This window comes from Streptomyces seoulensis, from assembly GCF_004328625.1.
In the GTDB taxonomy this organism is placed as follows: Bacteria; Actinomycetota; Actinomycetes; order Streptomycetales; family Streptomycetaceae; genus Streptomyces; species Streptomyces seoulensis.
The window spans coordinates 721,574-746,450 of record NZ_CP032229.1 but is presented as its reverse complement, the minus strand read 5'-3'; the positions used below and the strand labels follow the sequence as shown (position 1 = coordinate 746,450).

General features: G+C 74.0%; 23 protein-coding genes. 10 read left to right on the top strand and 13 right to left on the bottom strand.

Features of this window, described 5'->3' with window-relative positions; all coding sequences use genetic code 11:
• Window positions 1-55: 55 nt before the first annotated feature.
• The gene (locus D0Z67_RS03475; protein WP_031181943.1) at window positions 56-583 is read right to left on the bottom strand and encodes a gamma carbonic anhydrase family protein; all 528 of its coding nucleotides are present in this window, start codon (window positions 581-583) and stop codon (window positions 56-58) included.
• Window positions 584-752: 169 nt separating this feature from the next.
• Here D0Z67_RS03475 and D0Z67_RS03470 point away from each other — a divergent pair, with 169 nt between their 5' ends.
• The 3 genes from D0Z67_RS03470 (at window position 753) to D0Z67_RS03460 (ending at window position 2,845) form a co-directional block, all read left to right on the top strand.
• Window positions 753-1,517 (top strand): acyltransferase, encoded by a 765-nt coding sequence (locus D0Z67_RS03470; protein WP_031181942.1) that lies wholly within the window; start codon window positions 753-755, stop codon window positions 1,515-1,517.
• Between the two features lie 167 nt (window positions 1,518-1,684).
• Window positions 1,685-2,257, top strand: coding sequence for a helix-turn-helix domain-containing protein (locus tag D0Z67_RS03465; protein WP_031181941.1), 573 nt, complete (start codon window positions 1,685-1,687; stop codon window positions 2,255-2,257).
• A 33-nt stretch (window positions 2,258-2,290) separates the two neighbouring features.
• A complete protein-coding gene (locus D0Z67_RS03460) occupies window positions 2,291-2,845 on the top strand; it encodes a YbaK/EbsC family protein (RefSeq protein ID WP_031181940.1) in 555 nt (184 codons plus the stop codon).
• On the opposite strand, the gene D0Z67_RS03455 is transcribed toward D0Z67_RS03460, so the two are convergent.
• A complete protein-coding gene (locus D0Z67_RS03455) occupies window positions 2,842-3,249 on the bottom strand; it encodes a CoA-binding protein (RefSeq protein WP_031181939.1) in 408 nt (135 codons plus the stop codon). The two genes, D0Z67_RS03460 and D0Z67_RS03455, sit on opposite strands and share 4 nt — an antisense overlap.
• Window positions 3,250-3,389: 140 nt before the next feature.
• Here D0Z67_RS03455 and D0Z67_RS03450 point away from each other — a divergent pair, with 140 nt between their 5' ends.
• Window positions 3,390-4,127 carry a hypothetical protein gene (locus D0Z67_RS03450; protein ID WP_031181938.1) on the top strand — a complete coding sequence of 246 codons (738 nt, stop codon included), beginning with the start codon at window positions 3,390-3,392 and terminating at the stop codon, window positions 4,125-4,127.
• A 4-nt stretch (window positions 4,128-4,131) separates the two neighbouring features.
• Here the strand turns inward: D0Z67_RS03450 and D0Z67_RS03445 are convergent, their stop codons facing one another.
• A complete protein-coding gene (locus tag D0Z67_RS03445) occupies window positions 4,132-6,114 on the bottom strand; it encodes an APC family permease (protein WP_031181937.1) in 1,983 nt (660 codons plus the stop codon).
• 123 nt (window positions 6,115-6,237) lie between these two features.
• Between D0Z67_RS03445 and D0Z67_RS03440 the strand changes: the two genes are divergently transcribed.
• From D0Z67_RS03440 to D0Z67_RS03430, 3 genes are all read left to right on the top strand, one after another.
• Entirely contained in the window at window positions 6,238-6,864 is a 627-nt protein-coding gene (locus D0Z67_RS03440) for a YigZ family protein (RefSeq protein WP_031181936.1), read from the top strand.
• A 79-nt stretch (window positions 6,865-6,943) separates the two neighbouring features.
• Window positions 6,944-8,107, top strand: coding sequence for an exonuclease SbcCD subunit D (locus D0Z67_RS03435; protein WP_031181935.1), 1,164 nt, complete (start codon window positions 6,944-6,946; stop codon window positions 8,105-8,107).
• Window positions 8,104-11,097, top strand: coding sequence for an AAA family ATPase (locus D0Z67_RS03430; RefSeq protein ID WP_031181934.1), 2,994 nt, complete (start codon window positions 8,104-8,106; stop codon window positions 11,095-11,097). Before D0Z67_RS03435 ends, D0Z67_RS03430 begins: the two co-directional genes overlap by 4 nt.
• Before the next feature lie 4 nt (window positions 11,098-11,101).
• Here the strand turns inward: D0Z67_RS03430 and D0Z67_RS03425 are convergent, their stop codons facing one another.
• The 6 genes from D0Z67_RS03425 to D0Z67_RS03400 all read right to left on the bottom strand — a co-directional run bounded on the left by D0Z67_RS03425 (window position 11,102) and on the right by D0Z67_RS03400 (window position 17,129).
• A complete protein-coding gene (locus tag D0Z67_RS03425; RefSeq protein WP_031181933.1) occupies window positions 11,102-12,340 on the bottom strand; it encodes a cytochrome P450 in 1,239 nt (412 codons plus the stop codon).
• A 50-nt stretch (window positions 12,341-12,390) separates the two neighbouring features.
• Window positions 12,391-13,782, bottom strand: coding sequence for an NAD(P)/FAD-dependent oxidoreductase (locus D0Z67_RS03420; RefSeq protein ID WP_031181932.1), 1,392 nt, complete (start codon window positions 13,780-13,782; stop codon window positions 12,391-12,393).
• Complete coding sequence (locus D0Z67_RS03415) at window positions 13,772-14,032, bottom strand: ferredoxin (protein ID WP_031181931.1); 261 nt, start codon at window positions 14,030-14,032, stop codon at window positions 13,772-13,774. The genes D0Z67_RS03420 and D0Z67_RS03415 overlap by 11 nt, the downstream gene beginning before the upstream one ends.
• A gap of 107 nt (window positions 14,033-14,139) precedes the next feature.
• Window positions 14,140-14,811, bottom strand: coding sequence for a hypothetical protein (locus D0Z67_RS03410; RefSeq protein WP_031181930.1), 672 nt, complete (start codon window positions 14,809-14,811; stop codon window positions 14,140-14,142).
• Window positions 14,812-14,901: 90 nt separating this feature from the next.
• On the bottom strand, window positions 14,902-16,590 hold the full coding sequence (locus D0Z67_RS03405; RefSeq protein ID WP_031181929.1) for a DUF885 domain-containing protein: 1,689 nt from the start codon (window positions 16,588-16,590) through the stop codon (window positions 14,902-14,904).
• A 53-nt stretch (window positions 16,591-16,643) separates the two neighbouring features.
• Window positions 16,644-17,129, bottom strand: coding sequence for an Lrp/AsnC family transcriptional regulator (locus D0Z67_RS03400; protein WP_031181928.1), 486 nt, complete (start codon window positions 17,127-17,129; stop codon window positions 16,644-16,646).
• Between the two features lie 59 nt (window positions 17,130-17,188).
• On the opposite strand from D0Z67_RS03400, the gene D0Z67_RS03395 reads away from it, so the two are divergent.
• Entirely contained in the window at window positions 17,189-18,379 is a 1,191-nt protein-coding gene (locus D0Z67_RS03395) for a trans-sulfuration enzyme family protein (protein WP_031181927.1), read from the top strand.
• 75 nt (window positions 18,380-18,454) lie between these two features.
• Here the strand turns inward: D0Z67_RS03395 and D0Z67_RS03390 are convergent, their stop codons facing one another.
• Both D0Z67_RS03390 and D0Z67_RS03385 read right to left on the bottom strand, forming a co-directional pair.
• The gene (locus D0Z67_RS03390) at window positions 18,455-19,864 is read right to left on the bottom strand and encodes a GNAT family N-acetyltransferase (RefSeq protein ID WP_199812200.1); all 1,410 of its coding nucleotides are present in this window, start codon (window positions 19,862-19,864) and stop codon (window positions 18,455-18,457) included.
• A gap of 198 nt (window positions 19,865-20,062) precedes the next feature.
• Window positions 20,063-20,908, bottom strand: coding sequence for an alpha/beta fold hydrolase (locus D0Z67_RS03385; RefSeq protein WP_031181925.1), 846 nt, complete (start codon window positions 20,906-20,908; stop codon window positions 20,063-20,065).
• A 196-nt stretch (window positions 20,909-21,104) separates the two neighbouring features.
• Here D0Z67_RS03385 and D0Z67_RS03380 point away from each other — a divergent pair, with 196 nt between their 5' ends.
• Together D0Z67_RS03380 and D0Z67_RS03375 are read left to right on the top strand one after the other, a co-directional pair.
• A complete protein-coding gene (locus D0Z67_RS03380) occupies window positions 21,105-21,995 on the top strand; it encodes an RNA polymerase sigma-70 factor (protein ID WP_031181924.1) in 891 nt (296 codons plus the stop codon).
• A 155-nt stretch (window positions 21,996-22,150) separates the two neighbouring features.
• Window positions 22,151-22,909 (top strand): GntR family transcriptional regulator, encoded by a 759-nt coding sequence (locus D0Z67_RS03375; protein WP_031181923.1) that lies wholly within the window; start codon window positions 22,151-22,153, stop codon window positions 22,907-22,909.
• Between the two features lie 72 nt (window positions 22,910-22,981).
• Here D0Z67_RS03375 and D0Z67_RS03370 read toward each other — a convergent pair whose 3' ends face one another.
• Together D0Z67_RS03370 and D0Z67_RS03365 are read right to left on the bottom strand one after the other, a co-directional pair.
• Window positions 22,982-24,133, bottom strand: a complete 1,152-nt coding sequence (locus tag D0Z67_RS03370; protein ID WP_031181922.1) for an ROK family transcriptional regulator — start codon at window positions 24,131-24,133, stop codon at window positions 22,982-22,984.
• A gap of 77 nt (window positions 24,134-24,210) precedes the next feature.
• On the bottom strand, window positions 24,211-24,864 hold the full coding sequence (locus tag D0Z67_RS03365) for a response regulator transcription factor (RefSeq protein WP_031181921.1): 654 nt from the start codon (window positions 24,862-24,864) through the stop codon (window positions 24,211-24,213).
• Window positions 24,865-24,877 lie beyond the last annotated feature (13 nt).

Here is a 24,877-nt window from a genome sequence, read left to right as displayed (position 1 = left end):
CCTCATCCGGCCTGACCGACAAGACACCCGCTAGGGGCCGGCCTCCGCGCCGCTCCTACTCGTGCACGGCCCGGTGCGTCTTCGCCAGGTCCGCGTACAGCGTGCCGTTCAGGGTGACGCCCTGCCGCTCCTCCTCCGACAGCTCCCGGCGAACCTTCGCCGGGACGCCCGCCACCAGCGAACCCGGCGGCACGACCATGCCCTGCGGGACGAGGGCCTGGGCGGCGACCAGGGAACCGGCGCCGATCACCGCGCCGTTCAGCACGGTCGCGCCCATGCCGATCAGGCAGTCGTCCTCGACCGTGGCGCCGTGCACCACCGCGTTGTGGCCGACGGAGACGCGCTCACCGACCGTCAGCGGGAAGCCGGGGTCGGCGTGCAGGGTGACGTTGTCCTGGATGTTGGCGTCCGCGCCGACGGTGATCCGCTCCACGTCACCGCGCACCACGGCCCCGTACCAGACGCTCGCCCCCGCCCGCAGGGTCACGTCGCCGATCACCGTGGCGTTGGGGGCGACGAACGCCTCCGGGTCGATCGCCGGTTCCCTGCCGCCGATCCCCACGATCAGGGCCGTGTGTGTCATCCGTGTCCACCGTCTCTCTGCCGGGCGGCTGTGCTCTTCACCCAATCGGGCCGGACCGCGCCGGGCGGTCTCCCCGCGCACGGTAGGGCATCGCGGGGCCGGCCGGATGGGGTGAAGATCACAGGCGTCCGGCGCCTCGGGGTGAGTGACCGCTGAGTAACGTGGGCGGGTGCCGAAGCCCGAGAACACGTTCACCTCCTGGCGGCAGGGGCTCGCCCAGCGTGCCGTCCATGCCGTGTGGGGCTGGGCGCAGCGCCGGGGCGCGGTCACCGCCGGGCAGCCCGGCCGGTTCCGGTTCGGCGCGATCGGCGAGGCCACCCGGCTCGCCTTCCCGCTCGGCACGGTCTTCGGGGAGCCCTGGATCACGCTCGGCTCGCACTGCATCATCGGCGAGCAGGTCACCCTCACCGCCGGTCTCATGCCCGACCTCGACCTCGGCCCGGACCCGATCCTGCGCATCGGCGACGGCGTGGTCCTCGGCCGGGGCAGCCACGTCATCGCGGACACCACGGTCACCATCGGCCGCGACTGCTACTTCGGCCCGTACGTCTACGTCACCTCCACCAACCACTCCTACGACGACCCGCACGAGCCCATCGGCCGCCAGTGGCCCCGGATGGAGCCCGTGGAGATCGGCCCCGGCTGCTGGATCGGCACCGGCGCGGTGATCCTGCCCGGCGCCCGGATCGGCCGGAACGTGGTGGTCGCGGCCGGCGCGGTGGTGCGCGGCACGGTCCCCGACCACGCGGTGGTCGCCGGGGCGCCCGCCCGGGTCGTACGGCGCTGGACGCCCGAGGAGGGCTGGCAGCCCCCGCTGCGCACCCCCGCCCCGGTACCGCCCCCGGCCGGCGTCACCGGCGCGCAACTGGGCGCGCTGGCCGCGCTCGACGAGGAGCAGGTGGAACAGCTCGCCAAGCTGGACGCGGAGGGCTGAGCGGGCCGTGCTCCGTGGCGGACCGCGCAGTACAGTGCGGTGCACGGCCGGGTGCGGCGCGCGGGGGTCCCGTGCACCTGATCCGGTCATTCCTTCCCGTGGCCCCGGAGGTCCCTGTGGCCCCCGTGGTCTCTGTGACCCTCGATGTGACCTGCAATGGACGTGATGTGGCGGACCTCGACCTGCTGACCCAGTCCCTGGCGCGCAACGTCCGCCGCTGGCGCACCGAGCGCGGCTTCACGCTGGACACGCTGGCCGCCCGCGCCGGGGTCAGCCGGGGCATGCTCATCCAGATCGAGCAGGCCCGCACCAACCCCAGCATCGGCACCGTCGTCAAGATCGGCGACGCGCTCGGGATCAGCGTCACCACGCTGCTCGACTACGAGCAGGGCCCGCGCGTCCGGGTCGTCCCCGCCGACCAGGCGGTCCGGCTCTGGCACACCGAGGGCGGCAGCTACAACCGGCTGCTGGCCGGCACCGAGGCGCCCGGCCCGCTGGAGCTGTGGGACTGGAACCTGATGCCGGGCGAGCACAGCAGCGCCGACCCGCACCCCTCCGGCACGGTCGAGCTGGTCCACGTCACCGCCGGTGAACTCACCCTGGAGGTCGACGGGGTACGGCACGCGGTCCCCGCCGGGGCGAGCGTCACCTTCGAGGCCGACGCCCCGCACACCTACGGCAACGAGGGTGACGTACCGACGCGGATGGTGATGGCGGTCTCCGTGCCGCCGGTGCGCTGAAGGGCGCCGGACGACGGCTGTTACGGTGCCGCCATGCGCGCCCCCATCGGAGACTTCGACAACGCCGTACCCGCCCCCGAGGCCCTCGCCGAGCTGACCGCACCGGTGGCGGAGGCGGTACGGAACTGGCAGGGGTCCGTCCCCGCCGAGCAGATCCTCTACGTCGACACCGATCCGGACCTCGCGGACACCGCCGTGTTCGTCCAGCACTACGGCGCCGACCTGCCCGAGCTGAGCGCCAACTGCGTGGTGGTCGCGGGCAAGCGCGGCGGCGAGACCACGCTCGCCGCCTGCCTGGTGCTGTCCCGGACCAAGGTCGACGTCAACGGCACGGTCCGCCGCCAACTGGGCGCCCGCAAGGCGTCGTTCGCCCCGATGGACCTGGCGACCGGCGAGACCGGCATGGAGTACGGCGGCATCACCCCGCTCGGACTCCCCGCCGCCTGGCCGCTGTTGGTCGACCCGGCCGTGCTGGACCTGTCCTATGCCCTGGTCGGCAGCGGCCGCCGACGCGGCAAACTCCTGGTCCCCGGCAAGGCGTTCGCGGAGATCCCCGGCGCGGTCGTGATCGAGGGGCTGGGCATCTAGCCGAGGCGGGGGATCTCGATGGCGGGGCAGGCGTCCATCACCATCTCCAGCCCCGCCGCCCGCGTCCGCTCGTACGCCGCCTCGTCCACCACGCCGAGCTGGAACCAGACCGCGCGGGCGCCCTTGGCCACCGCCTCGTCGGCGACCGCGCCGGCCAGCTCGCTGTTGACGAACACGTCGACCACGTCCACGTCGAACGGGATGTCGGCGAGGCTCGCGTACCCCTGCTCGCCCCCGACCGGCTCCGCCTTCGGGTGCACCGGCACCACCCGCTTGCCGTACCGGCGCAGCACCTCGGCGACCCCGTAGGCGGCGCGGTCCCGGTTGTTCGAGAGGCCGACCACCGCCCAGGTGTCGCCGAGACCGGTCAGGATGGTGCGGATCGTCGCCTCGTCGCCGTACACGGCGGCCTCCTCCAAGCGCGGGAACTGTGCCGTGGGGACAACGACCGGTGCGGCCCGCCGATTCCCCCGCTTGCCCGCCACGCTGTCCGGAATCGGCACAAGGTGCTGCGTCCGGGCCTTCACGCGCCTACGCTCGCTGCGTGCTGCGCATCCTCGACGCCCGGACCGGAGAGCCCGTCCCCGCCACCCCCGCCCGCCGGGGCCTGACCCGTGTGGAGGTCCACGCGGGCGGCCTCGACCTGACGGCGCTGCGCGTGCTGCTCACCGCCGACCTCCTCGTCCGCGCGCTGGAGCTGGGCGGCACCCCCGTCTGGACCATGCTCACCGCACCCCGGGAACAGGCCGAACTCGGCACGGCGGCAGCCGCGTTGAGCATCCGCCCCTTCGAGGACAGCCGGGACGTGGCGTCCGGCCTGGGGGAGGCCCAGGTGGTGCATGTACGGGCCGCGACCGAGGAGCCGCCCGGCGCCGGAGTGGTGGTCGCCGTCGCCCCGGCCGGGTGGGACGGGGGCGGGGAGGACGTGCCGGGGCTGCTGGCCGACCCCGGTGCCCTGCGCCTGGCCCTGCTCTCCGTCCCGCGCGGCGAGCCCGCCGCACTGGACGCGGCCGCGCTGGAGGAGGCCGCGCGGACCGCCGCCGAGTGGCGCACGGGGGTGGCCCGCTGGGCGAACCAGCCCTCGCGCCCGGTGCCGGACGAGGTGCGGTCCCGGCTGCGCGCGGCCTGGGACGACGACCTCGACCTGCCCGGCGTCCTCGCGGTCCTCCGGGACGTGGCGTACGCCCCGGACCTCCCCGACGGCGCCCGCTTCGAGACCTTCCTCTACGCCGACCGCCTCCTCGCCCTGGACCTGGCGGGGGAGCTGGGGAACCCCGGCTGACGCTTCAGCCCACGTGCACCCAGGGCCTGCGCTCCGGGTCCGGTTCCGCGCGGCGCAGCACCTCGCGGGTGACCGGGGCCGCCTCGCCGTTGCCGAAGACCAGGAACTGGAGCAGGTGGCCGATCGGGTTGCCCTCGGTCCAGCTGAAGTAGACGTGCGGAACCTTGCCGGTGCGGTCGCGCAGGGCCAGCAGGACGGCCGCGATGGTGTTCGGCACCGTCGGCCCGTCCGCGCGCAGCCGCCGTACCCCGTGCTTCTCGTCGCCGTGGACGGCAATCTCGGCGCTGAAGTCGGAGGAGTCCCGCACGAACACCTCCAGGAACACCACCGAGGCGCCCTTGGGGAGCCGGGTGTGCTCGCGCTGCTCGCGCTCCTTCTCCCGGTACTCCCGTTTGCTGTGCTCCTGCGGCTCGTTGGCGATGAGCTGGAGCGGGCCGTGCTCGGCGGCCTGGTCGATGATGCGCAGCGCGGCCTCGTCGAACACCACTTCGGTGGCGCGGAGTTCGAAGGCACGGTGCACGCGGGAGCTGAACGAGGTCAGCAGGATCAGCACGATGAAGATGGACGCGATCTTGATGCCGTCGGGCCGCTCGATGACATTGGCGACCAGGGTGTAGGCGAAGACGGCGGTGATCGTGCCGAAGCCGAGCGTGGCCGCCCGGTGCCCGCGCCGGTACACCGCGACCGTGGAGGCGAAGGCGGCGGACAGCATCAGCACCAGCACGCCGGTCGCGTACGCCCCGCTCTGCTCGTCCACGCCGGCGTGGAACCACAGGGTGATCAGCACGGCCGCCACCAGGAACACCAGCACCAGCGGCCGCACCGCGCGCGCCCACTCCGGGGCCATGCCGTAGCGGGGCAGATAGCGCGGGACCAGATTGAGCAGTCCGGCCATCGCGGAGGCGCCCGCGAACCACAGGATGGTGATGGTCGACAGGTCGTAGACCGTGCCGAAGATCTCCCCGAGGTACTGGTGGGCGAGGTAGGCGAGGGCGCGTCCGTTGGCCGGGCCGCCGGTCTTGAAGTCCTTCTCCGGGATCAGGATCGTCGTCGCCAGGCTGGAGAGCAGCAGCAGGCAGCTCATGATCAGCGCGGCCGTGGTGAGCAGCTTGCGGGCGCCCCGGATACGGCCCGCCGGGTTCTCGTAGGTGTCCTGGGCGCCGCCCTTGATCTGCGGCATCACCGCCACGCCGGTCTCGAACCCGGACATGCCGAGCGCGAGCTTGGGGAACACCAGCAGGGCCACGCCGACCATGGCGAGCGGGGAGGAGTGCTCCACCGTCATCAGATGTGTCCAGTCCTCGATCCGCACCGGGTGGGTGAGGATCTGGTAGGCGCAGACGGCGAGGACCACCACATTGAGCGCGAGGTAGGCGGCGACCAGGACGACGGCGATCCCGATCGCCTCCTGGAAGCCCTTCAGGAAGACCGCGCCGAGCAGCCCGAGCAGGACCAGGGTGATCCAGACACCCTCGCCCCGGATCCAGTGCGGGGCGAACGGGTTCTCCATCACATGCGCCGCCGCGTCCGCCGAGGACAGCGTCATGGTGATCATGAAGTCGGTGGCGGCGAACCCCAGCAGCACCAGCACCAGGATCTTCGCCGACCACCAGGACAGCAGCCGCTCCAGCATGGCGATCGAGCCCTCGCCGTGCGGGCTCTCCCGCGCCACCCTGCGGTACACCGGGAGCGCGCCGAACAGGGTCAGCGCGATCAGCACCAGGGTGGCCAGCGGGGAGAGGGCGCCGGCCGCGAGTGCGGCGATGCCGGGCTGGTAGCCGAGCGTGGAGAAGTAGTCGACGCCGGTCAGGCACATCACCCGCCACCAGCGGTGGCCCTCCTGGGCCGGGCGCGGGGTGCGGTGCGGCCCCGGGTGGCGGGCGGTCCGCTCGCTCAGGCCCTCCAGCAGCCAGCCTCGGCAGCGGGCCCGCACGGAGTCCGGAGCGGGGCCGCCGGGGTCCGCGGGCTGCACGGGGACGCTGGTCATACGCTGCTGCCTCCTTGCCCGCGGCCCACCGCGCGGGCCGCCTGATCGCTGAGCGCGTCTGCCCCGCATCCTCCCCCGCACACCGGGCACCGGCGCCCGCGGCGCTCCGCATAGGCTGGCGGGATGCAGGACGAGTACCGCACAGTGGCCCGCGCGGGTGTGCACGAGACCGAGATCAACCGCTCCCGCTTCCTGTGCGCGCTCGCCCCGGCCGCCACCGAGCGGGAGGCGCAGGAGTTCATCGCCGGGGTCCGCAAGGAGCACGCCGACGCCACGCACAACTGCTGGGCGTACGTCATCGGCGCCGACGCCTCCGCCCAGAAGGCCAGTGACGACGGCGAACCCGGCGGCACCGCCGGAGTACCCATGCTCCAGATGCTGCTGCGCCGCGACATGCGGTACGTGGTCGCCGTCGTCACCCGGTACTACGGCGGGGTGAAGCTCGGCGCGGGCGGCCTGATCCGCGCCTACGGCGGCTCGGTCGGGGAGGCGCTGGACGCGGTCGGCACCCGCACCCGGCGCCGCTACCGGCTGGCCACGGTCACCGTCGACCACCAGCGCGCGGGCAAGGTGCAGAACGACCTCCGCGCCACCGGCCGCGAGGTCCGCGACGTCCGCTACGCCGAGGCGGTCGCCATCGACATCGCCCTGCCGGACGCCGACGTCGACGCCTTCCGGGGCTGGCTGGCGGACGCCACGGCCGGCTCGGCGGGCCTGGAGCTGGGCGGCGAGGCGTACGGAGACGCCTGAACCAGGCTAATCGGGCATAACGTCCAAATCCGAAGTGACCGGGGCGCGTTGTCCGACCCTGCCGTTAGTCTCGGGGTCCATGAGACTCCTGCACACCTCCGACTGGCATCTCGGCCGGGCCTTCCACCGGGTGAACATGCTCGGCGCCCAGACCGAGTTCATCGGTCACCTCGTCGCCACCGTGCGCGAGCAGGCCGTGGACGCCGTCGTGGTGTCGGGAGACGTGTACGACCGCGCGGTGCCCCCGCTGGCCGCGGTCGAGCTGTTCGACGACGCCCTGCACCGGCTCGCCGAGCTGGGCGTGCCCACCGTGATGATCTCCGGCAACCACGACTCGGCACGCCGGCTCGGCGTAGGCGCCGGACTCATCGACCGCGCGGGCATCCACCTGCGCACCGACCCGGCCGCCGTCGGCACCCCGGTCGTCCTCGCCGACGACCACGGAGACGTCGCCTTCTACGGGCTTCCCTACCTCGAACCCGCCCTGGTCAAGGACGAGTTCGCCGTACCGAAGGCCGGACACGAGAGCGTGCTCGCCGCCGCCATGGACCGGGTGCGCGCCGACCTCGCCGGCCGCGCCCCCGGCACCCGCTCCGTCGTCCTCGCGCACGCCTTCGTCACCGGCGGCGAGGCCAGCGACAGCGAACGGGACATCACCGTCGGCGGAGTGGCCGCCGTACCCGCCGGGGTCTTCGCCGGCGTCGACTACGTCGCCCTCGGCCATCTGCACAGCTGCCAGCGGATCAGTGAGCGCGTCCGCTACTCCGGCTCCCCGCTCGCCTACTCCTTCTCCGAGGCCGGCCACCGCAAGAGCATGTGGCTCGTCGACCTGGACGCCGGGGGCACGGTCACCGCCGAGCGCCTCGACTGTCCGGTGCCGCGCCCGCTGGCCCGCCTGCGGGGCACGCTGGAGGAACTGCTCGCCGACCCCGCGCTGAGCCGCCACGAGGACGCCTGGGTCGAGGCCACCCTCACCGACGCCGTCCGGCCCGCCGACCCCATGGCCCGGATCGCCGCCCGCTTCCCGCACACCCTCAGCCTGGTCTTCGCCCCCGACCGCGCCCCGGACGACCCGGCCGTGTCCTACGCCCGGCGCCTCGCCGGACGCAGCGACCAGCAGATCGCGGAGGACTTCGTCGCCCATGTGCGCGGCGCCGCCCCCGACGCGCGGGAGACCGAGGTGCTGCGCGACGCCTTCGACGCCGTACGCGCGACCGACGCGGTGCGGGAGGTCGCCCGATGAGGCTGCACCGGCTCGACATCACCGCCTTCGGCCCCTTCGGCGCCGCCCAGAGCGTCGACTTCGACGCGCTCTCCACCGCCGGACTCTTCCTGCTGCACGGCCCGACCGGCGCCGGGAAGACCTCCGTCCTGGACGCCGTCTGCTACGCCCTCTACGGCTCCGTCCCCGGCGCCCGCCAGGGCGGCCAGGGCACCCACCTGCGCAGCGACCACGCCGAACCGGGCACCCGCACCGAGGTCCGGCTCGAACTCACCGTCGCCGGACGGCGGCTGGAGATCACCCGGCAGCCCCCGTGGGAGCGCCCCAAGAAGGGCAACCGCCAGGGAACCACCGTCGACAAGGCCCAGACCTGGCTGCGCGAGTACGACGCCGTGCGCGGCGCCTGGAAGGACCTCAGCCGCTCGCACAACGAGATCGGCGAGGAGATCACCCAGCTCCTCGGCATGAGCCGCGAGCAGTTCTGCCAGGTCGTTCTGCTGCCCCAGGGGGACTTCGCCCGCTTCCTGCGCGCCGACGCCGAGGCGCGCGGCAAGCTGCTCGGCCGCCTCTTCGACACCCAGCGCTTCGCCGACGTGGAGAAGCGGCTCGCGGAACGCAGGCGCGCCACCGAGGCACGGGTGCGCGAGGGCGACTCGGCCCTGCTCACCGACGCCCACCGCATGCAGCAGGTGGCCGGAGACGCCATGGAGCTGCCCGACCTCGCGGCCGGTGATCCGGGGCTCGCCGGCGCCGTCCTCGCGGCGGCGGCCGTCGCCCGCAGCACCGCCCGCGAACGCCTCACCGTCGCCCACTGCGGGCTCACCGCCGCCGAGTCCGCCCACACCCGCGCCCAGGCCGAACTGGCCGAGTCCCGCGAACTCGCCCGGCTCCAGCACCGGTTCACCGAGGCCCAGACCCGCGCGGCGCGCCTCGCGGAGCGGGCGGAGGAGTACGAGGAGACGCGGGCCCGCATGGAGCGCGGCCGCAAGGCCGAGACCGTGGCGCCCGCGCTGGAACTGCGCGAGGACGCGGAGAACGCGCACCGGCGGGCCGCCCTGGAGGAGGAGAACGCCCGGCGCGCCCTGCCCGAGGACCAGGCCGACTCCGGCGCCCCCGGTCTCGCGGCCGCCGCCCGCCGGGCCGCCGAGGAACTGGGCTCCCTCACCTCCGCCCGCCGCGCCGAGCACCGGCTCACCGAACTGCTCGCCGAGCGCTCCGGGCTCGACCGCGAGGAGCGCGCCGACGAGGACACCGCGCGCGAGGCCGACACCTGGCTCGACGGCTGGGAGCCCGCCCGCGCCGCCCTCCAGGCCCGTATCGACTCCGCCCAGGAGGCCGCCTCCCGCGCCGAGGCCCTCGCCGCCCGGCGCGACCCCGCCCGCCGACGGCTCGACACGGCCCGCCGCCGCGACCGGCTGACCTCGGAGGTCACGGCAGCCGCACGCCAGGCGCTGGATGCCGGGCAGCGCGCGCAGAAGCTGCGCGGAGAATGGCTCGACCTGAAGGAACAGCGCCTGTCCGGCATCGCCGCCGAGCTGGCCGCCCACCTCACCGACGGCGCCCCCTGTGCCGTCTGCGGGGCCACCGAGCACCCCGCCCCGGCCCGCAAGGACGCCGGACACGTGGACCGGGACGCCGAGCAGCGCGCTTTCGACGCGCATCAGGAGGCCGAGCGGGAGCACGGCACGCTGGAGCGCCGGACGACCGAGCTGCAAGCCGCGCTGGACGCCGTCACCGCCGAGGTGGGGGACACCCCCGCCGACCGCATCGCCGCCGAAGTCTCCGAACTGGAGCGGGAGTTCGAGCAGGCCCGCAGGGATGCCTCCGCCCTGCACGCGGCGCACGAGGAGCTGCGCCGGGCCGAGGGCGAGCGCGAGGAGCGCCTCCAGGCGCGCCAGCAGTCCGCCGTGCGGGCCGCCGCCCGGCTCACCCGGCGCGACACCCTCGACCGTGAACAGGCCACCCTGGAAGCCGAGTTGACGCGGGCGCGCGGAACCGCCGAGAGTGTCGCCGCCCGCGCCGGCCAGCTGGAGCGGCTCGCGGCCGTGCTCACCGAGGCCGCCGACGCCGCCCGCACGGCCGAGGAGACGGCCGTCCGCCTGAAGGACGCCGATGCCCGCCTCGCCGACGCCGCCTACCGCGCCGGCTTCGACACCCCGGGCGCGGCGGCCGAGGCCCTGCTCGACCCCGCCACCCATCGCGCTCTCCAACACCGCCTGGACGAAAGGCAGTCGGAGGAGTCCGCCGTGCGCGCCGTCCTCGCCGAGCCCGAGACGGTGGCCGCCTCCCGGCAGGCGCCCGCCGACCTCGCCGGGGCGGGGGAGCGTGCCGCCGGGGCCGAGCGGCGGCTGCGGGAAGCGGCTTCCGCCCGTGACGAGGCCGCCCGTCGCACCACCGAGCTGGACCGGCTCTCCGCCCGCGCCGAGGACGGCGCCCGCCGCCTCGCCCCGCTGCGCGAGGAGTACGACCGGGTGGCCCGCCTCGCCGCCCTCGCGGCCGGCACCAGCGCGGACAACGAACGCCGGATGCGCCTGGAGTCGTACGTCCTGGCCGCCCGCCTCGAACAGGTCGCCGCCGCCGCGACCGCGCGCCTGAGGCTGATGTCCGCCGGGCGCTACACCCTCGTCCACTCCGACGACCGCAGCGGACGCGGACGCAGCGGGCTCGGGCTGCATGTCGTGGACGCGTGGACCGGCCGGGAGCGGGACACCGCGACCCTGTCCGGCGGCGAGACCTTCTTCGCCTCGCTCGCGCTCGCCCTGGGCCTCGCCGACGTGGTCACCGACGAGGCGGGCGGGGTCCGGCTCGACACCCTCTTCATCGACGAGGGCTTCGGCAGCCTGGACGACCAGACCCTCGACGAGGTTCTCGACGTGCTGGACTCGCTGCGCGAACGGGACCGCAGCGTCGGCATCGTCAGCCACGTCGGCGACCTGCGCCGCCGTATCCACGCCCAGCTGGAGGTGGTGAAGGACCGCACCGGGTCGTCCCTGCGGCCGCGCGGGGTCTGAGCGGTCAGGCCACCACGCCGTCGATGGCGAGCGGCAGATGGCGCGGCCCGCGCAGCACCGCGTTCGGCCGGTACGGCGGCGGGTCCGCCACCAGCCGGGGGTTCTCCAGCCGCCGCGCCAGCTCGGCCAGCGCGATCTGCGCCTCCAGCCGGGCCATGGGCGCGCCGAAGCAGGAGTGGATACCGCTGCCGAAGCCGAGGTGCTGGAGATCGTCCCGGTCGGGGTCGAACCGGTCCGGGTCCTTGAAGCGCTCCGGGTCCCGGTTGCCCGCCGCGAGCATCAGCCAGATCCGGGAGCCCTTGGGGATCGTCACCCCGCGCACCTCGATGTCGGTGATGCAGGTGCGCTGCGGCACGAGCTGCACGGGAGGCTCGTAACGCAGCAGCTCCTCCACGATGTTCACCGCCAGCTCCGGCTCCTCGCGCAGCCGCCGGAGGTACTCGGGGTGGCGCAGCAGGGTGAGCATGCCGTTGGCGATCAGGTTGACCGTCGTCTCATGACCGGCGATCAGCAGCAGGACGGCCGTGCTGAGCACCTCCATCATGGTCATCGCGCCGTCCGGGCCCTTCCCGGCGGCCAGGTCGGAGAGCATGTCGTCGCGCGGGTCCTTGGCGCGCTCCTCCACCAGTCCGGCCAGGTACATGCCGAGCTGGGTGCGCGCCTCCTGCGCCTTCCGCACGAACTCGGGGTCCGCGCCCTGCCGGGTCTCCGGGTCCAGGCTCGCCACCAGCGGGTCCACCCAGGAACGGAACCGGGGCTCGTCCTCGCGGGGCACCCCGAGCAGCCGGCAGATCACCGTCACCGGGAAGGGGTAGGCGAACTGGTCCACGAGGTCGATCTCGGTCTCGCCCGCGAGCCCGTCGATCAGCTCGGCGACGATGCGGTGCAGCTCGTCCCGCATGTCGTCGATCCGGCGCGGCTCGTGCGGCGGCCCGAACGCGCTGTTGGCGATGCGCCGCAGCCGGTCGTGCTCCGGCGGGTCCAGCCGGATGAACGACGGCGGCAGCCCGGTGTTCTCCGCCTGGTTCAGCTCGTCCGCGCCCGCCGCCGCCAGGTTCGCCGCGTCCGAGCTGATCCGGGGGTCGTGCAGCAGGCTCTCGATGTCCCAGTACGAGGAGATGACGTACGGGGCGTCCGCCTCCTCGTGCAGCACCGGGGTGCGGCGCAGCTCGGCGTAGAGCGGGTAGGGGTCGGCGCGGTTGGCGAAGTCGGTGATCCGGGCCACCAGCGAGGGTTCGGTCATGGCAGGTCCTTGGGGCGTCGGTGCGGCAGGGCGGCGGGGCCGGACGGCGGTCAGTGGTGGCCGGGGGTGAAGACCAGCCGGCGGTCGGCCGGTGAGTAACCGCTGAGGGTCACGGTCGGGCCGTGGGTCGGCAGGGCCGGGTCGGGGAAGTCAGCCGGGACCGCCTTGCGTCCCTCGGGGCGCCGGTCCATCGTCGGGTACTCCACCGGGAAGGGCGCCCCCTGCTCGATCTGCCGCTGGCAGTACTCCAGCCAGCGGGCGTTGTCGAAGGTCACGCCGGCCACGATGCGGCCCTTGTACCCGTACACGCCGACGAACCGGCGCTCGGCCGTGGACCCCTGGATGATCATCAGCTCGTCGCCCATGGGCGGCACGCCCACCGACTTGATGTTCACCCCGAACTGCGAGGACCAGAAGGCGGGCATCCACATGTGCGGGCGCCGGTCGGAGGCGGGGCAGATCATGTTGTGCGCGGCCGTCTCCGCCTGCGCCACCGCGTTGCCCCAGTGCTCCAGCGACAGGAACTGGTAGCCGAACAGCGCGTGCGGGGAGCGGGCCACGTCACCGGCGACGAACACGTCGTCCGTGACGATCCCCCGGAAGTCGAACGCCCGGCAGCCCGCGTCGCTCGCGATGCCGCGCGGCCCCGCGCCCAGCCCCGAGCCGGTCAGCCACTCGGTGTTGCGCAGCGACCCCAGCGAGACCACCACCACGTCGGCCTCGACCACGCTCTCGTCGGACAGGTGCACCGACCGGACCCGGCCCATCGGATCGCCCTCCAGCGCGGTCACCGTGACATGGGTGCGCAGGTCGACGCCGTTCTCCAGCTGGAGGTCGGCGGCGACCGCCCCGACCACCCCGCCGAGCGCGCCCACCAGCGGGGCCCCCGCGCGCTCCGCGACGGTGACCTCCATGCCCATCTCCCGGCAGGCGGAGGCCACTTCGGACCCGGCGAACCCGGCCCCGATCACCACCACCCGCTTCGCCCCGGCCCGCAGCCGCTCGGTGAGGGCGACCGCGTCGTCCCGGGTGCGCAGCACGAAGACGCCGTCCAGCTCGGCCTCCTCCGCCACCGGCCAGGGGCGGGCGCGCACCCCGGTGGCGATCAACAGCCGGTCGTACTCCACCTCCTCGCCGTCGGCGAGCAGCACCCGCTTGCCCGTCAGGTCCAGCCCGGCCGCCGGCACCCCGAGCCGCCACTCGGCGTCCAGATGCCGGCGCCGGGGCAGCTCGGTGTGGCGCGGGGACGCCTTGCCCAGCAGCACCGACTTGGACAGCGGCGGCCGGTCGTACGGGTCGTACGGCTCGTCGCCGATCAGGGTGAGGGAGCCGGTGAAGCCCTCCTCGCGCAGCGTCTCGGCCGCCCGGAGCCCGGCCAGCGAGGCGCCGACGATGACGATGCGGCCCTCGCGGCGCAGCCAGTCCACGTAGTCAGCGGCCATCGCGCGGCTCCCAGGGGGCACCGGTGAAGACCTGCACGGGCTCGACGGGCGCGCCCTCGTGCAGACCCTCCACCGTGATCGCCTGCACCGGGCAGGCGGCGGCCGCGCGGGCCACCGCGTCCCGGTGCTCCTCGGCGGCGAGCGGGTTGTACAGCAGCGCCTCCTCGCCGTGCATGGTGAACACGTCGGGGGCGAGGAACGCGCACTGGGCGTATCCCTGGCACTTGTTGAGATCGACGACGATCCGCATCGACGCTGCGCCCTTTCCGGTGGTCCGCTCCGGTCGTCCCCCGACCGCAAGCATCGGGGCGCCGGTGGCCGGGCCGCGCGCCGGGACGCGCCGAACGGGTGAGCCGGTCAGGTCAGGGTCACCCGCCGCCGGCGCCCGCTGACCAGCAGGATGTGCGCGCTCAGCAGCAGCGACCAGGCGGGGAAGACCAGTTCCGCCCAGGGCACGTTGGAGGAGACGAAGAGCAGCAGCAGCGCGGTCACCGCGCCCACCGCCGTCAGCCAGCGCGGCAGCACGCCCATCCGCTTGCCGATCACCGACATGGACGACACGAAGACGGCCGCCATCCGCATCGCGTAGTCCGTCATCAGCGTGTACGCGAGATGCCGGCCGAAGTCCCAGGCGGTGAGCGAGGGCGCGCTGCCCGCGGGGTGGGCCACGGCCAGCACCGCCGTCGCGGCGGCGGCCGCGCCGAACATGGTCGCGGTGAAGACCAGCCCGCTGCCCAGCAGCACGGTCGCCAGGAACCGGTCCTCCACGTCACCCACGTGCGCGCGCACCGCGCCCAGGAACCACAGGAAGAAGATGCCGGCGAACGGGATCAGCGCCAGCGCCGCCCGTACCGCGTCCCGCCGGGCGGAGTCCGTGAACCCGCCGGCGCCGACCGCCTCGACGCCCTCGGGGATGCCGAGCCGCATCAGCACGATGGTCGCCGCCAGCAGCAGCGCGAACACCACCCCGGCCAGCCCGGCCGCCCTGGGCGTCTCCAGCGCCCTGCGGTCCGGCCCCTTGCGCTGCATGAGCGGCCCACCTCCACCGTGCGACGGCCCCCGCACCAGCAAGCAGCCGGTACGGGGGCCACGCCACCCGGGCAGGGCCGTACGGCCCAGTCAGAGCCGGGACAGCTCGTCCAGCAGGTCGTCCAGGCCCAGCGAACCCTGGGACAGCGCGGCCATGTGCCACGCCTTCGGGTCGAAGGAGTCGCCGTGCCGCTCCCGCGCCCGCTCCCGGCCCAGCAGCCAGGCGCGCTCGCCCAGCTTGTAGCCGATCGCCTGGCCCGGCATCGTCAGATAGCGGGTCAGCTCGCTCACCACGAAGTCCGCCGGGCGGCTGCTGTGCGCCCGGAAGAACTCCTCCGCCAGCTCCGGCGTCCACCGCTCACCTGGGTGGAACGGCGAGTCCGCAGGGATCTCCAGCTCCAGGTGCATGCCGATGTCGATGATCACCCGGACCGCGCGCATCATCTGCGCGTCCAGATAACCGAGCCGCTCCTCCGCGTCCGTGAGATAGCCCAGCTCGTCCATCAGCCGCTCCGCGTACAGCGCCCAGCCCTCGGCGTTGGCGCTGACCATGCCGACCGTGGCCTGGTAGCGGGACAGGTTCTCCGCGACGTGCGCCCACTGCGCGATCTGGAGGTGGTGGCCGGGCACGCCCTCGTGGTACCAGGTGGACACCAGGTCGTACACCGGGAACCGGGTCTCGCCCATCGTCGGCAGCCAGGTCCGGCCCGGCCGGGAGAAGTCCTCCGAGGGACCCGTGTAGTACGGGGCCGCCGCGCCGCCCGGCGGGGCGATACGGGACTCCACCCGCCGTACCCGCTCGGCGAGTTCGAAGTGAGTGCCGTCCAGGTCCGCGATGGCCCGGTCCATCAGGCCCTGGAGCCACTCCCGGACCTCGTCCACGCCCTCGATGTGCCGGCCGTGCTGGTCCAGGTGCGCCAGCGCCACCCAGGGCGTCTCCGCGCCCGGCAGCACCTTCTGCGCCTCCTTCTCCATCTCGCCGAGCAGCCGGTGGAACTCCGCCCAGCCGTACGCGTACGCCTCGTCCAGGTCCAGGTCGGTGCCGTTGAAGTAACGGGCGCCACGGGCGTAGCGCTCACGGCCCACCGTGTTCGGGGCGTCCGCGACGGCCGGGGCGTACACGTCCCGCATCCAGTCGCGCAGGGAGGCCACCGAGGCGGTCGCCGCGCGCGCCGCCTCGTCCAGCTCGGCGCGCAGCGACTCGGGGCCGGCCGAGGCGAAGTCCTCGAACCAGCCGCGTCCCTCGCCGGTGTCCGCCCACTCGGTGAGCTGCTCGACGAACGTGGCCGTCGGCCGGGGCGCCGCGTACAGGCCGCGCTCCAGGCCCAGGGCGAGGGAGGCGCGGTAGCCCTCGTAGGCCGCCGGGACCGCGCGCAGCCGCTCGGCGAGGGCCGCCCAGTCCTCCTCGGTCTCCTGCGGGGTCACCGAGAAGATGTCCCGCACCGCGTGGCCCGGCGTGTGCATGTTGCCGACCGCGCGCAGGTGTTCGTGCGCGTCGTGCATGGCCAGTTCGGCGGTCAGCCGCTCCCGCAGCAGCCGCCCGCAGCGGCGCTCGGCGTCACTGTCCGCGCCGGGCAGGCGCTCGGCCTCGTCCAGCCGGGCCAGCGTCGTACGCGCCAGGGCGGCCAGCGCCTCCTGGCCGGCGGGGGAGTAGTCGGGCAACCGGCTGGAACTCTCCCGCACGCCGAGGTACGTACCGGTGACCGGGTCGAGGGCCAGAAGGTCGTCCACATAGGCGTCGGCGACCTGACGGGGCAGCAAGCTCTTGGTGTCGGACATGGCGCCCATCCTGATACCAGAGGCCCGTCCGCGTCACCCGTGCACCGGCGATTTCAGCTCTCGGCATGACCCGGCGGCAACAACGGCCCGCACTCCCACTGCTGGAAGATCAACCGGGTCTCGACCCGCGCCACTTCACGTCGCGAGGTGAACTCGTCCAGCACCAGCCGCTGGAGGTCGGCCATGTCGGCGACCGCCACATGCACCAGATAGTCGTCCGGGCCGGTCAGGTGGAACACCGTCCGCGCCTCCGGCAGCGCCCGCACCCGCTCCACGAACGGCCCGACCAGCTCCCGCCGGTGCGGCCTGACCTGCACCGACAGCAGCGCCTGCAATCCCCGGCCCAGTTTCGCCGGGTCCAGCCGGAGCTGATGGCCGAGGATCACGCCCGACCGGCGCAGTCGGGCCACCCGGTCCAGACAGGTCGACGGCGCCACCCCCACCCGCGCGGCCAGATCGCGGTACGTGGTCCGGGCGTCGTTCTGCAGCAGCCGGAGCAGCTGCAGATCCACCGGGTCCAGTACGACGGAGGCGTCCATCGGCCGAACGTAACACGGCCTTCCGCCCCCTGAACCCGTCCGGTGTTCACCCTTCGGGCATGGAATCGAGCAGCAACGGCGCCGCCGACACCGTACGCAGGGCACTGGCCACCGAGGCCGTGCACGCCGGGCGGGAGGGCCTGACCGCACAGGGCCTGCACACCCCGCCCATCGACCTCTCCACCACCTACCCCTCCCACGACAGCCGGGACGAGGCCGCCCGCATCGACGCCTTCGCGGCCGAGGGCATCCTCCCCGAGGGGCCGCCCGTCTACGCCCGGCTCGGCAACCCGACCGTGGCCCGCTTCGAGACCGGCCTCGCCCGCCTCGAAGGCACCGAGTCCGCCGTCGCGTTCGCCAGCGGCATGGCCGCGCTCAGCGCCGTGCTGCTCGCCCGGTCGGCCGCCGGCCTGCGCCATGTGGTCGCCGTCCGGCCGCTGTACGGATGCAGCGACCACCTGCTGACCGCCGGGCTGCTGGGCACCGAGGTCACCTGGACCGACCCGGCCGGGATCACGGACGCGCTGCGCCCCGACACCGGCCTCGTGCTGGTCGAGTCCCCGGCCAACCCCACCCTCGCCGAGGTCGACATCCGGGCCGTCGCCCACTCCTGCGGGACGGTGCCGCTGCTCGTCGACAACACCTTCGCCACGCCCGTACTGCAACGCCCCGCCGAGCACGGTGCCCGGCTGGTGCTGCACAGCGCCACCAAGTACCTCGGCGGCCACGGCGACGTGATGGCCGGAGTGGTGGCCTGCGACGAGGAGTTCGCGGGGCAGCTGCGGCTGATACGGTTCGCCACCGGCGGGGTGCTCCATCCGCTGGCCGGCTATCTGCTGCTGCGCGGCCTCGCCACGCTGCCGGTCCGGGTCCGGGCGGCCTCCGCGACCGCCGGCGAGCTGGCCCGCAGGCTCGCGGGCGACGCGCGCGTGGCCCGCGTCCACTACCCGAAGCTGGGCGGCGCGATGGTCGCCTTCGAGGTGCACGGCGACCCGCACGAGGTGATCTCCCGGGTCCGGCTGATCACCCCGGCGGTCAGCCTGGGCAGCGTCGACACCCTCATCCAGCACCCGGCGTCCATCAGCCACCGCATCGTGGACACCGCCGACCGGCACGACGCCGGGGTGGGCGACCGGCTGCTGCGGCTCTCGGTCGGCCTTGAGGACAGCGAGGACCTGTGGGCCGACCTGTCCGGCGCGCTGGGGGAGCGGGCCCGGGTGCCGGTTCCGCTGCACGAGGCCGTCAACTGAACTCTGTAGGGCGGTAGTTCCCATGACGACGGCCCGGCGGCCGGTCACCGCCGGGCCGTCCGCCGTGCCGGGGGATCAGATCCGGAGCTGCTCGCCGTCGCTCTTCCGCGCGGTGCGGGAGCGGGCCGGGGCCAGGCGGGCGGTGATCACGAGGGTGCCCTCCTCGACCTGATAGTCCAACGGCAGCCCGAGTCCGCGCATCGCCGCGACCATGCCGGTGTTGGCGGACCGGGTCACCGCGTACACGCTCGCGCAGCCCGCCTCCACGGCCATCCGCACCAGCCGCTCCAGCAGTTCCGCGCCGACACCGCGCCGCTGCCAGTCGTCCTCGACCAGCAGGGCGACCTCGGTCTCCTCGCCGTCCCAGAGCAGATGGCCGAGGCCGACCAGGCGGCCCGAGGCGGTCTGCGCGGCCAGGGTGCGGCCGAAGCGGGGGCTCAGCAGATGGTTCAGGTAGCGGTCGGCGTCGCGCACCGGCCCGTGGTAGCGCAGGTCCAGGGTGCGGTCCGAGCAGCGTTCGTGCATCGCCCGCGCCGCGTCCAGGTCGCCGGTGTCGACCCGGCGCACGGTGATCGCGTTGCCCTCGGGCAGCGTCAGCGTGTCATGCGTGCGCGGGATGCGCGGGCCGAGGCGGCTGTCCAGCTCCACCAGCGCCCGCGCCCGCGCGAACTCGGTCGGAGTGAAGGGCAGATACGGCCGCTCCACACTCAGCACGCCTCCGCCCGGCGCCCGCAGCCGCAGCACGGTGTCCTCCAACACCCCTTCGGCGGGCACCGGTTCGCCGCCCGTGCCGGCGGGCAGCGAACGGATCGTGCAGCGGCCGAGCAACTGTCGCAGTGCCAGCGGGAGTTCGGCCGCGTCCAGCGCGGTGCGGGTGGCGAGGCCGAGGACGCGGGTGGGGGCGTCGACCAGATCGTGGGCGTCGGCCCGCTCGGTCCAGGTGGAGCTGCCGCCCGACTCCGCGATGACCCGGGTCAGTTCGGCCGCCGTCAGGGCGTCCGGGGCCCGCAGCAGGAACTCGTCCACCGTGCCGTCGGCCAGCGGATGGGTCTGGAGGCTCAGGATGTCGACCCGGTGCGTGGCCAGCGCCGTGCACAGCGCGGCCAGCGAGCCGGGTTCGTCCCGCACGGTCGTCCGCATCCGCCACAGGGCACCGGGTCCCCCTTGCGCGGACGGCCCGGCCGGGTGCGCGGACGCGCTCGGCCGGGCGCCGGTATCGCCTGCCTCACCGGTGGGCGGTGCGTGCACATGGCGCCGGGCCCACCAGGTGTGGAACCCGGCCGTCGCGGCCAGGGCGAGTGCCGAGATCAGCAGCAGGGCGGGACCGTCGGGGCCGTGCCCGATCAGGTTCGCCACCGCGTCGGCCACCGCGACGGCCGTGAACAGGGCCGCGAGTTCGACGAGGTCCCGCCGCCAGTGGTGCACGGGACGCCCGTGCCGGGTCCGGGTCGATTTCGGGTTCGTTCGAGAGAGGTCCGCAGTCATGCGGCCACTGTGCAGGAGTGGTGTTGCGTGATCACGAACGCTCTGTGACCGATGGGTAAAGCGTGGTTGTGCCCGAGTTCGTCGCACTTTCTACCATCGACGGACGACCCGTCAAAGGCGCTGCTGGGCACGGCAGTTGGCGTGCCGCGCGCCGGGGGATGACGCCGGTGCGCGACACGCCGTTCAGGTTACGGGACGTCAGAGACCGGCCGGGCGGCTGCTGCCGTCGAGGATGACGCGGGCGACGAGCGCCGGGTCGTCGTTCATCGGGACGTGCCCGCAGCCCGGCAGTCGTACCAGCCGGGCGTGCGGGATGATCCGCTTGGCGCGCACCCCCTGGCGGCGCAGCAGAATCCGGTCGTGCGCGCCCCAGGCCACGGTGACCGGAACACCCGGCAGCGGGTCGGTGAACCGCACCGTGGTGCCGGTGTGCAGCGTCGCCTCGAACGCGGAGGCCCCGGCCAGCGCCAGCGTCTCCGCGACCACCGCCTCCGGGGCCCGGCGAGCGGGACGCCGGTAGATGGTGCTGGTCAGCGCGGTGCGGCCGACCGCGCTGCGGGACATCCGCTCCACCACCGGCAGCGGCAGCCGCTGGGCCAGCCCGCGCATGGTGAGCAGCACCCCGAAGGCGTACCGCCGCTCGGCCTCGGTCCAGAACCCGGCCGGGGCCAGCGCGGTCACCGACCGTACGGACTTCTCCCGGCCCAGCTCCAGCGCGAGCAGCCCGCCGAGGGAGTTCCCGGCCACGTGCGGGCGGTCCAGGTCCAGCGCCTCGAACAGCGCGGCCAGCACGGAGTTGATCGTCGGCAGATCGTGGGCGAGGCCGGCGGGCAGGTCCGGGGAGGCGCCGAAACCGGGCAGATCCACGGCGATCACCTCACGCTCGGTCGCCAGGATGTCGACCACCGGGTCCCACGCCTGCCGGTGGTGCCCGATGCCGTGCAGCAGCACCAGCGGATCACCCCGCCCCACCCGCTGGTACGAGACGGTCACATCCCTCGTCCCGGCCGGGGCGGGAACCTTGAAGGAGACGGTGGCGGACATACGAAGCTCCTCGATACGGCTGCTGACGGACGCCGTAGACAGCTTGTCAGCAATTGCTACCGGCGGGTAGCCCTTCGTGCCGTGTCGCGGAACTCGGGCCGCCTTCTCCGGCGCCGCCCCGCCGGGCTCCACAACGCGCCAGGAACGACCGAATTCGTCTGGACACCGGCGGGTGTGAAGGGATGGGATGGAGACCGTGACGACCGAGACCGCGATCGATGTCTTCGAAGAGAACCGGCCGCTGCTGGCCGGCGTCGCCTACCGCATGCTGGGCCGCGTCGCCGACGCCGAGGACGTGGTGCAGGACGCCTGGCTGCGCTGGTCCCGCGCCGATCGCGCCGAGGTCCGCGAACCCCGCGCCTATCTGGTCCGCGTCACCACCCGGCTGGCCCTGGACCGGCTCCGCCAGGTCAAGACGCGCGGCGAGGCGTACGTCGGGCCCTGGCTGCCCGAGCCCTACACCACCGATTTCGGCGACACCGTCCCGGACACCGCCGACCGGGCGCTGCTCGCCGACTCCGTGTCCGTGGCGGTCCTCGTCGTACTGGAGTCGCTGTCCCCGCTGGAGCGCGCGGTGTTCGTGCTGCGGGAGGCGTTCGGCTATCCGTACGCCGAGATCGCGGAGCTGCTGGAACGGAGCGAACCGGCCGTACGGCAGCTGGCCGGGCGGGCCCGCAGACACGTGGAGGAGCGCCGGCCGCGCTACGACGTGGACCCCGCCCAGCGTCGGAGACTGACCGAGCGGTTCCTCGCGGCGGCCACGGAGGGTGACCTCGACGGGCTGATGTCGCTGCTCGCGCCCGACGCGCGGCTGGTCGGCGACAGCGGCGGCAAGGCCAAGGCTCCGGTGCGGGTGCTGTTCACCGCGGACAAGGTGGCGCGCTTCCTGGCCGGGGTGTCCACGAAGAACCTGCTGCCCGGCATGACGTCGCGGTACATCGAGGTGAACGGCGGTGTCGCGGTGCTCGTGCTGTCCGAGGGCCGGCCGGACACCCTCTTCCAGCTCGGCATCACCGACGGCGCGATCAGCGCGGTCTACATCATCCGCAACCCCGACAAGCTGCGCGTCCTCGCGAACTCCATGTGAACGCTCGGTCACCAGGGCGCCGGGCGAGTGGGCAGGGATGGGACAATTGGTCTTGACCAAGCATCAGGGCCGCCCTATGGTCGCAAAGAACTGCAACAACCTTTAATAAACAAGGGCGCCAAAACCGCCGGAGCACGGCACTTGCGGAGGACAGGGTGGGGACCACGCAACTGGAAACGGTGCCGGAGCCGAAGTACTTGCACCTCAAAACCGTACTGAGCGAGGCACTGGACTCCGAGTTCTCGGTGGGCGAGATCCTGCCGAACGAACGCGATCTCGCCGCCCGCTTCGGCGTCGCCCGCGCCACGCTCCGGCAGGCGCTGGAGCAACTCGAGCTGGAGGGACGGCTGCAGCGCCGCCGGGGGGTCGGCACGACCGTCGCCCCGCCGCGTGTCGGTGTCGCCCTCGGCACCGGCCGGCAGACCTGGCCCGGCACCGGTGACGACGCCTGGCAGCCGATGGACTGCGAGCGCGCCGTACCGCCCGCCCCGGTCGCGGCCGCCCTGGACACCGGCACCGACGAGGTGCACCTCGTCCGCCGGTTCCGGATGTCGCAGGGCCGGCGCGTCGCCACCGAGCTGCTGTACATCCCGGCCGCCTCGGTGCCCGACCTGAGCGCGATCGACGCGCCCTCCGGGCCGGCCCGCGCCCGCGCGGTGCTGCGCGAACTCCAGCGGCTCGAACTCGACCGGCAGGACCGCGCGGTGGAGCTGGGCTCGGCCGGCGCGGAGGACGCGAAGGAACTCGACCGGCTGCCCGGCTCGCCCGTCCTCGTCGTCACCACCCGGTTCACCGTCCGGGGCCGCACCGCCGCGCTCGGCGTGGCCACCTACCGCGCCGACACCTGCCGCCTCACCTTCGGCGACACCCCGGACGTGGAGATACACCACGACCCGGAACGCCGCGCCTCCTGAGAACACCGCACCCCCGCCGCGCCCCGGAACCCCACCGGGGCGCTCGGCATGTGGGCGCCCGCCGTGGGGGCCCTACGACCCCACGGCGCCCTCGACCGCGAACAGCTGCCGTTCCACATGGTCCAGCGCCAGCCGCAGCGCGCCCGTGGCCACCACCGCCTCGCCCAGCAGGGACAGGGCGACGGCCGGGGGGCGCAGGCAGTAGCGGGCCAGTTCGCGGCGGAGGGGGTCGAGGACGCCGTCCAGGCCGGCCGCCCAGCCGCCGACCACCACCAGCTCCGGGTCGAGCGCCAGCACCAGCGCGGCCACGTCGTGCACCAGCCGCTGGATGAACCGCTCCACCGCCGCCAGCGCCGAGCCGTCGCCCTCCCGGGCCAGCGCGAAGACCTCGGTCACCGCCTGCTCGTCCAGCGGCGGCAGCGGCTCGTCCGTGGTGGACAGCAGGGCCTCCGGGGTCGCCTCCCGGCCCAGCAGATGCAGCGCGCCGATCTCCCCGGCCGCCCCGCCGTGCCCCCGGTGCAGCCGGCCACCGATCAGCGAGCCCGCGCCCGGACTCAAGCCGGCCAGCACGAAGACCACGTCGTCGGTGTCCTTGGCGGCGCCCTGCCAGTGCTCGGCCACGGCGGCCACGTTGGCGTCGTTCTCCACCAGCACCGGGCACCGGAAGGAGCGGCTCAGCCGCTCGCCCAGGTGGAGCCCGGTCCACTGGGGCAGCGCGGTGCCCAGGCGAACCGTTCCGTCGGCCTCCACGATGCCCGGCGTACCGACGCCGACCGCGCGCAGCGAGCCCCGTGGGACGCCGGTACGGCGCAGCAGCTCGGCGACCGTGCCGCGCAGCCGCTCCAGCCGCTCGTCGGCCGGCGCCTTCTCGTCGACGTCCCGGGTCTGCGTGCCCAGCACCCGGCCGTCCAGGTCGGCGACGACCGCGACCACCCGGTGCGCGCCGATCTCCAGACCCAGCAAATGCCCCGCCTCGGCCCGGAACCGGAACCGGCGCGCGGGCCGCCCCTGACGGCGGGCGGTGCCCTCCTCGGCCGCCCGCTCCACCACCAGACCCGCCTCGGCCAGGCCCTCCACGACCCCCTCGACGGTCGGCCGGGACAGCCCGGTGGCCCGGGTGATCTCCGTGAGCGTCGCGCAGTCGGTGTCGCGCAGCGCGCGCAGCACCACCGCGGAATTGATCCTCCGCAGCAGCGAGGGATCACCACCGGTCAACTGCCCCACGGTCCGTCCTCCCAGCTCGCGGGCGTATGTGGGGCGGATCGTACTCGGCCCGGACCACCCCGGCGAGGGCCGGGCGGTCACCGGGGCGCGACGAACCCCGACTCGTAGGCCGCGATCACCGCCTGGGTACGGTCCCGCGCACCCAACTTGGCGAGTACGGCGCTCACATGCGACTTCACCGTCTCCGCCCCGACGACCAGCCCGGCGGCGATCTCCGCGTTGGTCAGCCCCCGTGCCATCAGCCGCAGCACCTCCGCCTCCCGCCCGGTCAGCCGCGCCCCCGCCAGCGGCTCGGCGCCCACCCGACCGGTCCCGTACCGGGCCGCCAACTGCCGTACCGACGCCGGGAACAGCAGCGAGTCGCCCGCCGCGACCAGCCGTACCGCGTGCACGATCTCCTCCGGGCGGGACCGCTTCAGCAGGAACCCGTCCGCCCCCGCGCGCAGCGCCTCGTAGACGTACTCGTCGTCCTCGAAGGTGGTGACCACCAGGATCTTCGGCGGATCAGCGACCGTACGCAGGACCGCGCGGGTCGCCTCGATGCCGTCCAGCAGCGGCATCCGGACGTCCATCGCCACCACGTCCGGCCGCAGGCTCCGCACCAGCGGGATGACGGCGGCGCCGTCGGCCGCCTCCCCGGCCACCTCGATGTCGGGCTGCGCCGCCAGCACGGCCCGCAGACCGGCACGGACCAGGGGTTCGTCGTCGACGAGCAGTACGGTGACCGGCATCCGGCCAGCGTAG

Bases quoted from the DNA above. Each gene is read 5' to 3' on its own strand.
- D0Z67_RS03475 (WP_031181943.1), bottom strand. From the start codon at position 583: ATGACACACACGGCCCTGATCGTGGGGATCGGCGGCAGGGAACCGGCG.
- D0Z67_RS03435 (WP_031181935.1), top strand. From the start codon at position 6,944: ATGAGACTCCTGCACACCTCCGACTGGCATCTCGGCCGGGCCTTCCAC.
- D0Z67_RS03445 (WP_031181937.1), bottom strand. From the start codon at position 6,114: ATGACCAGCGTCCCCGTGCAGCCCGCGGACCCCGGCGGCCCCGCTCCG.
- D0Z67_RS03430 (WP_031181934.1), top strand. From the start codon at position 8,104: ATGAGGCTGCACCGGCTCGACATCACCGCCTTCGGCCCCTTCGGCGCC.
- D0Z67_RS03365 (WP_031181921.1), bottom strand. From the start codon at position 24,864: ATGCCGGTCACCGTACTGCTCGTCGACGACGAACCCCTGGTCCGTGCC.
- D0Z67_RS03400 (WP_031181928.1), bottom strand. From the start codon at position 17,129: ATGGACGCCTCCGTCGTACTGGACCCGGTGGATCTGCAGCTGCTCCGG.
- D0Z67_RS03385 (WP_031181925.1), bottom strand. From the start codon at position 20,908: ATGTCCGCCACCGTCTCCTTCAAGGTTCCCGCCCCGGCCGGGACGAGG.
- D0Z67_RS03425 (WP_031181933.1), bottom strand. From the start codon at position 12,340: ATGACCGAACCCTCGCTGGTGGCCCGGATCACCGACTTCGCCAACCGC.
- D0Z67_RS03460 (WP_031181940.1), top strand. From the start codon at position 2,291: ATGCGCGCCCCCATCGGAGACTTCGACAACGCCGTACCCGCCCCCGAG.
- D0Z67_RS03405 (WP_031181929.1), bottom strand. From the start codon at position 16,590: ATGTCCGACACCAAGAGCTTGCTGCCCCGTCAGGTCGCCGACGCCTAT.
- D0Z67_RS03410 (WP_031181930.1), bottom strand. From the start codon at position 14,811: ATGCAGCGCAAGGGGCCGGACCGCAGGGCGCTGGAGACGCCCAGGGCG.
- D0Z67_RS03420 (WP_031181932.1), bottom strand. From the start codon at position 13,782: ATGGCCGCTGACTACGTGGACTGGCTGCGCCGCGAGGGCCGCATCGTC.
- D0Z67_RS03415 (WP_031181931.1), bottom strand. From the start codon at position 14,032: ATGCGGATCGTCGTCGATCTCAACAAGTGCCAGGGATACGCCCAGTGC.
- D0Z67_RS03395 (WP_031181927.1), top strand. From the start codon at position 17,189: ATGGAATCGAGCAGCAACGGCGCCGCCGACACCGTACGCAGGGCACTG.
- D0Z67_RS03390 (WP_199812200.1), bottom strand. From the start codon at position 19,864: ATGACTGCGGACCTCTCTCGAACGAACCCGAAATCGACCCGGACCCGG.
- D0Z67_RS03440 (WP_031181936.1), top strand. From the start codon at position 6,238: ATGCAGGACGAGTACCGCACAGTGGCCCGCGCGGGTGTGCACGAGACC.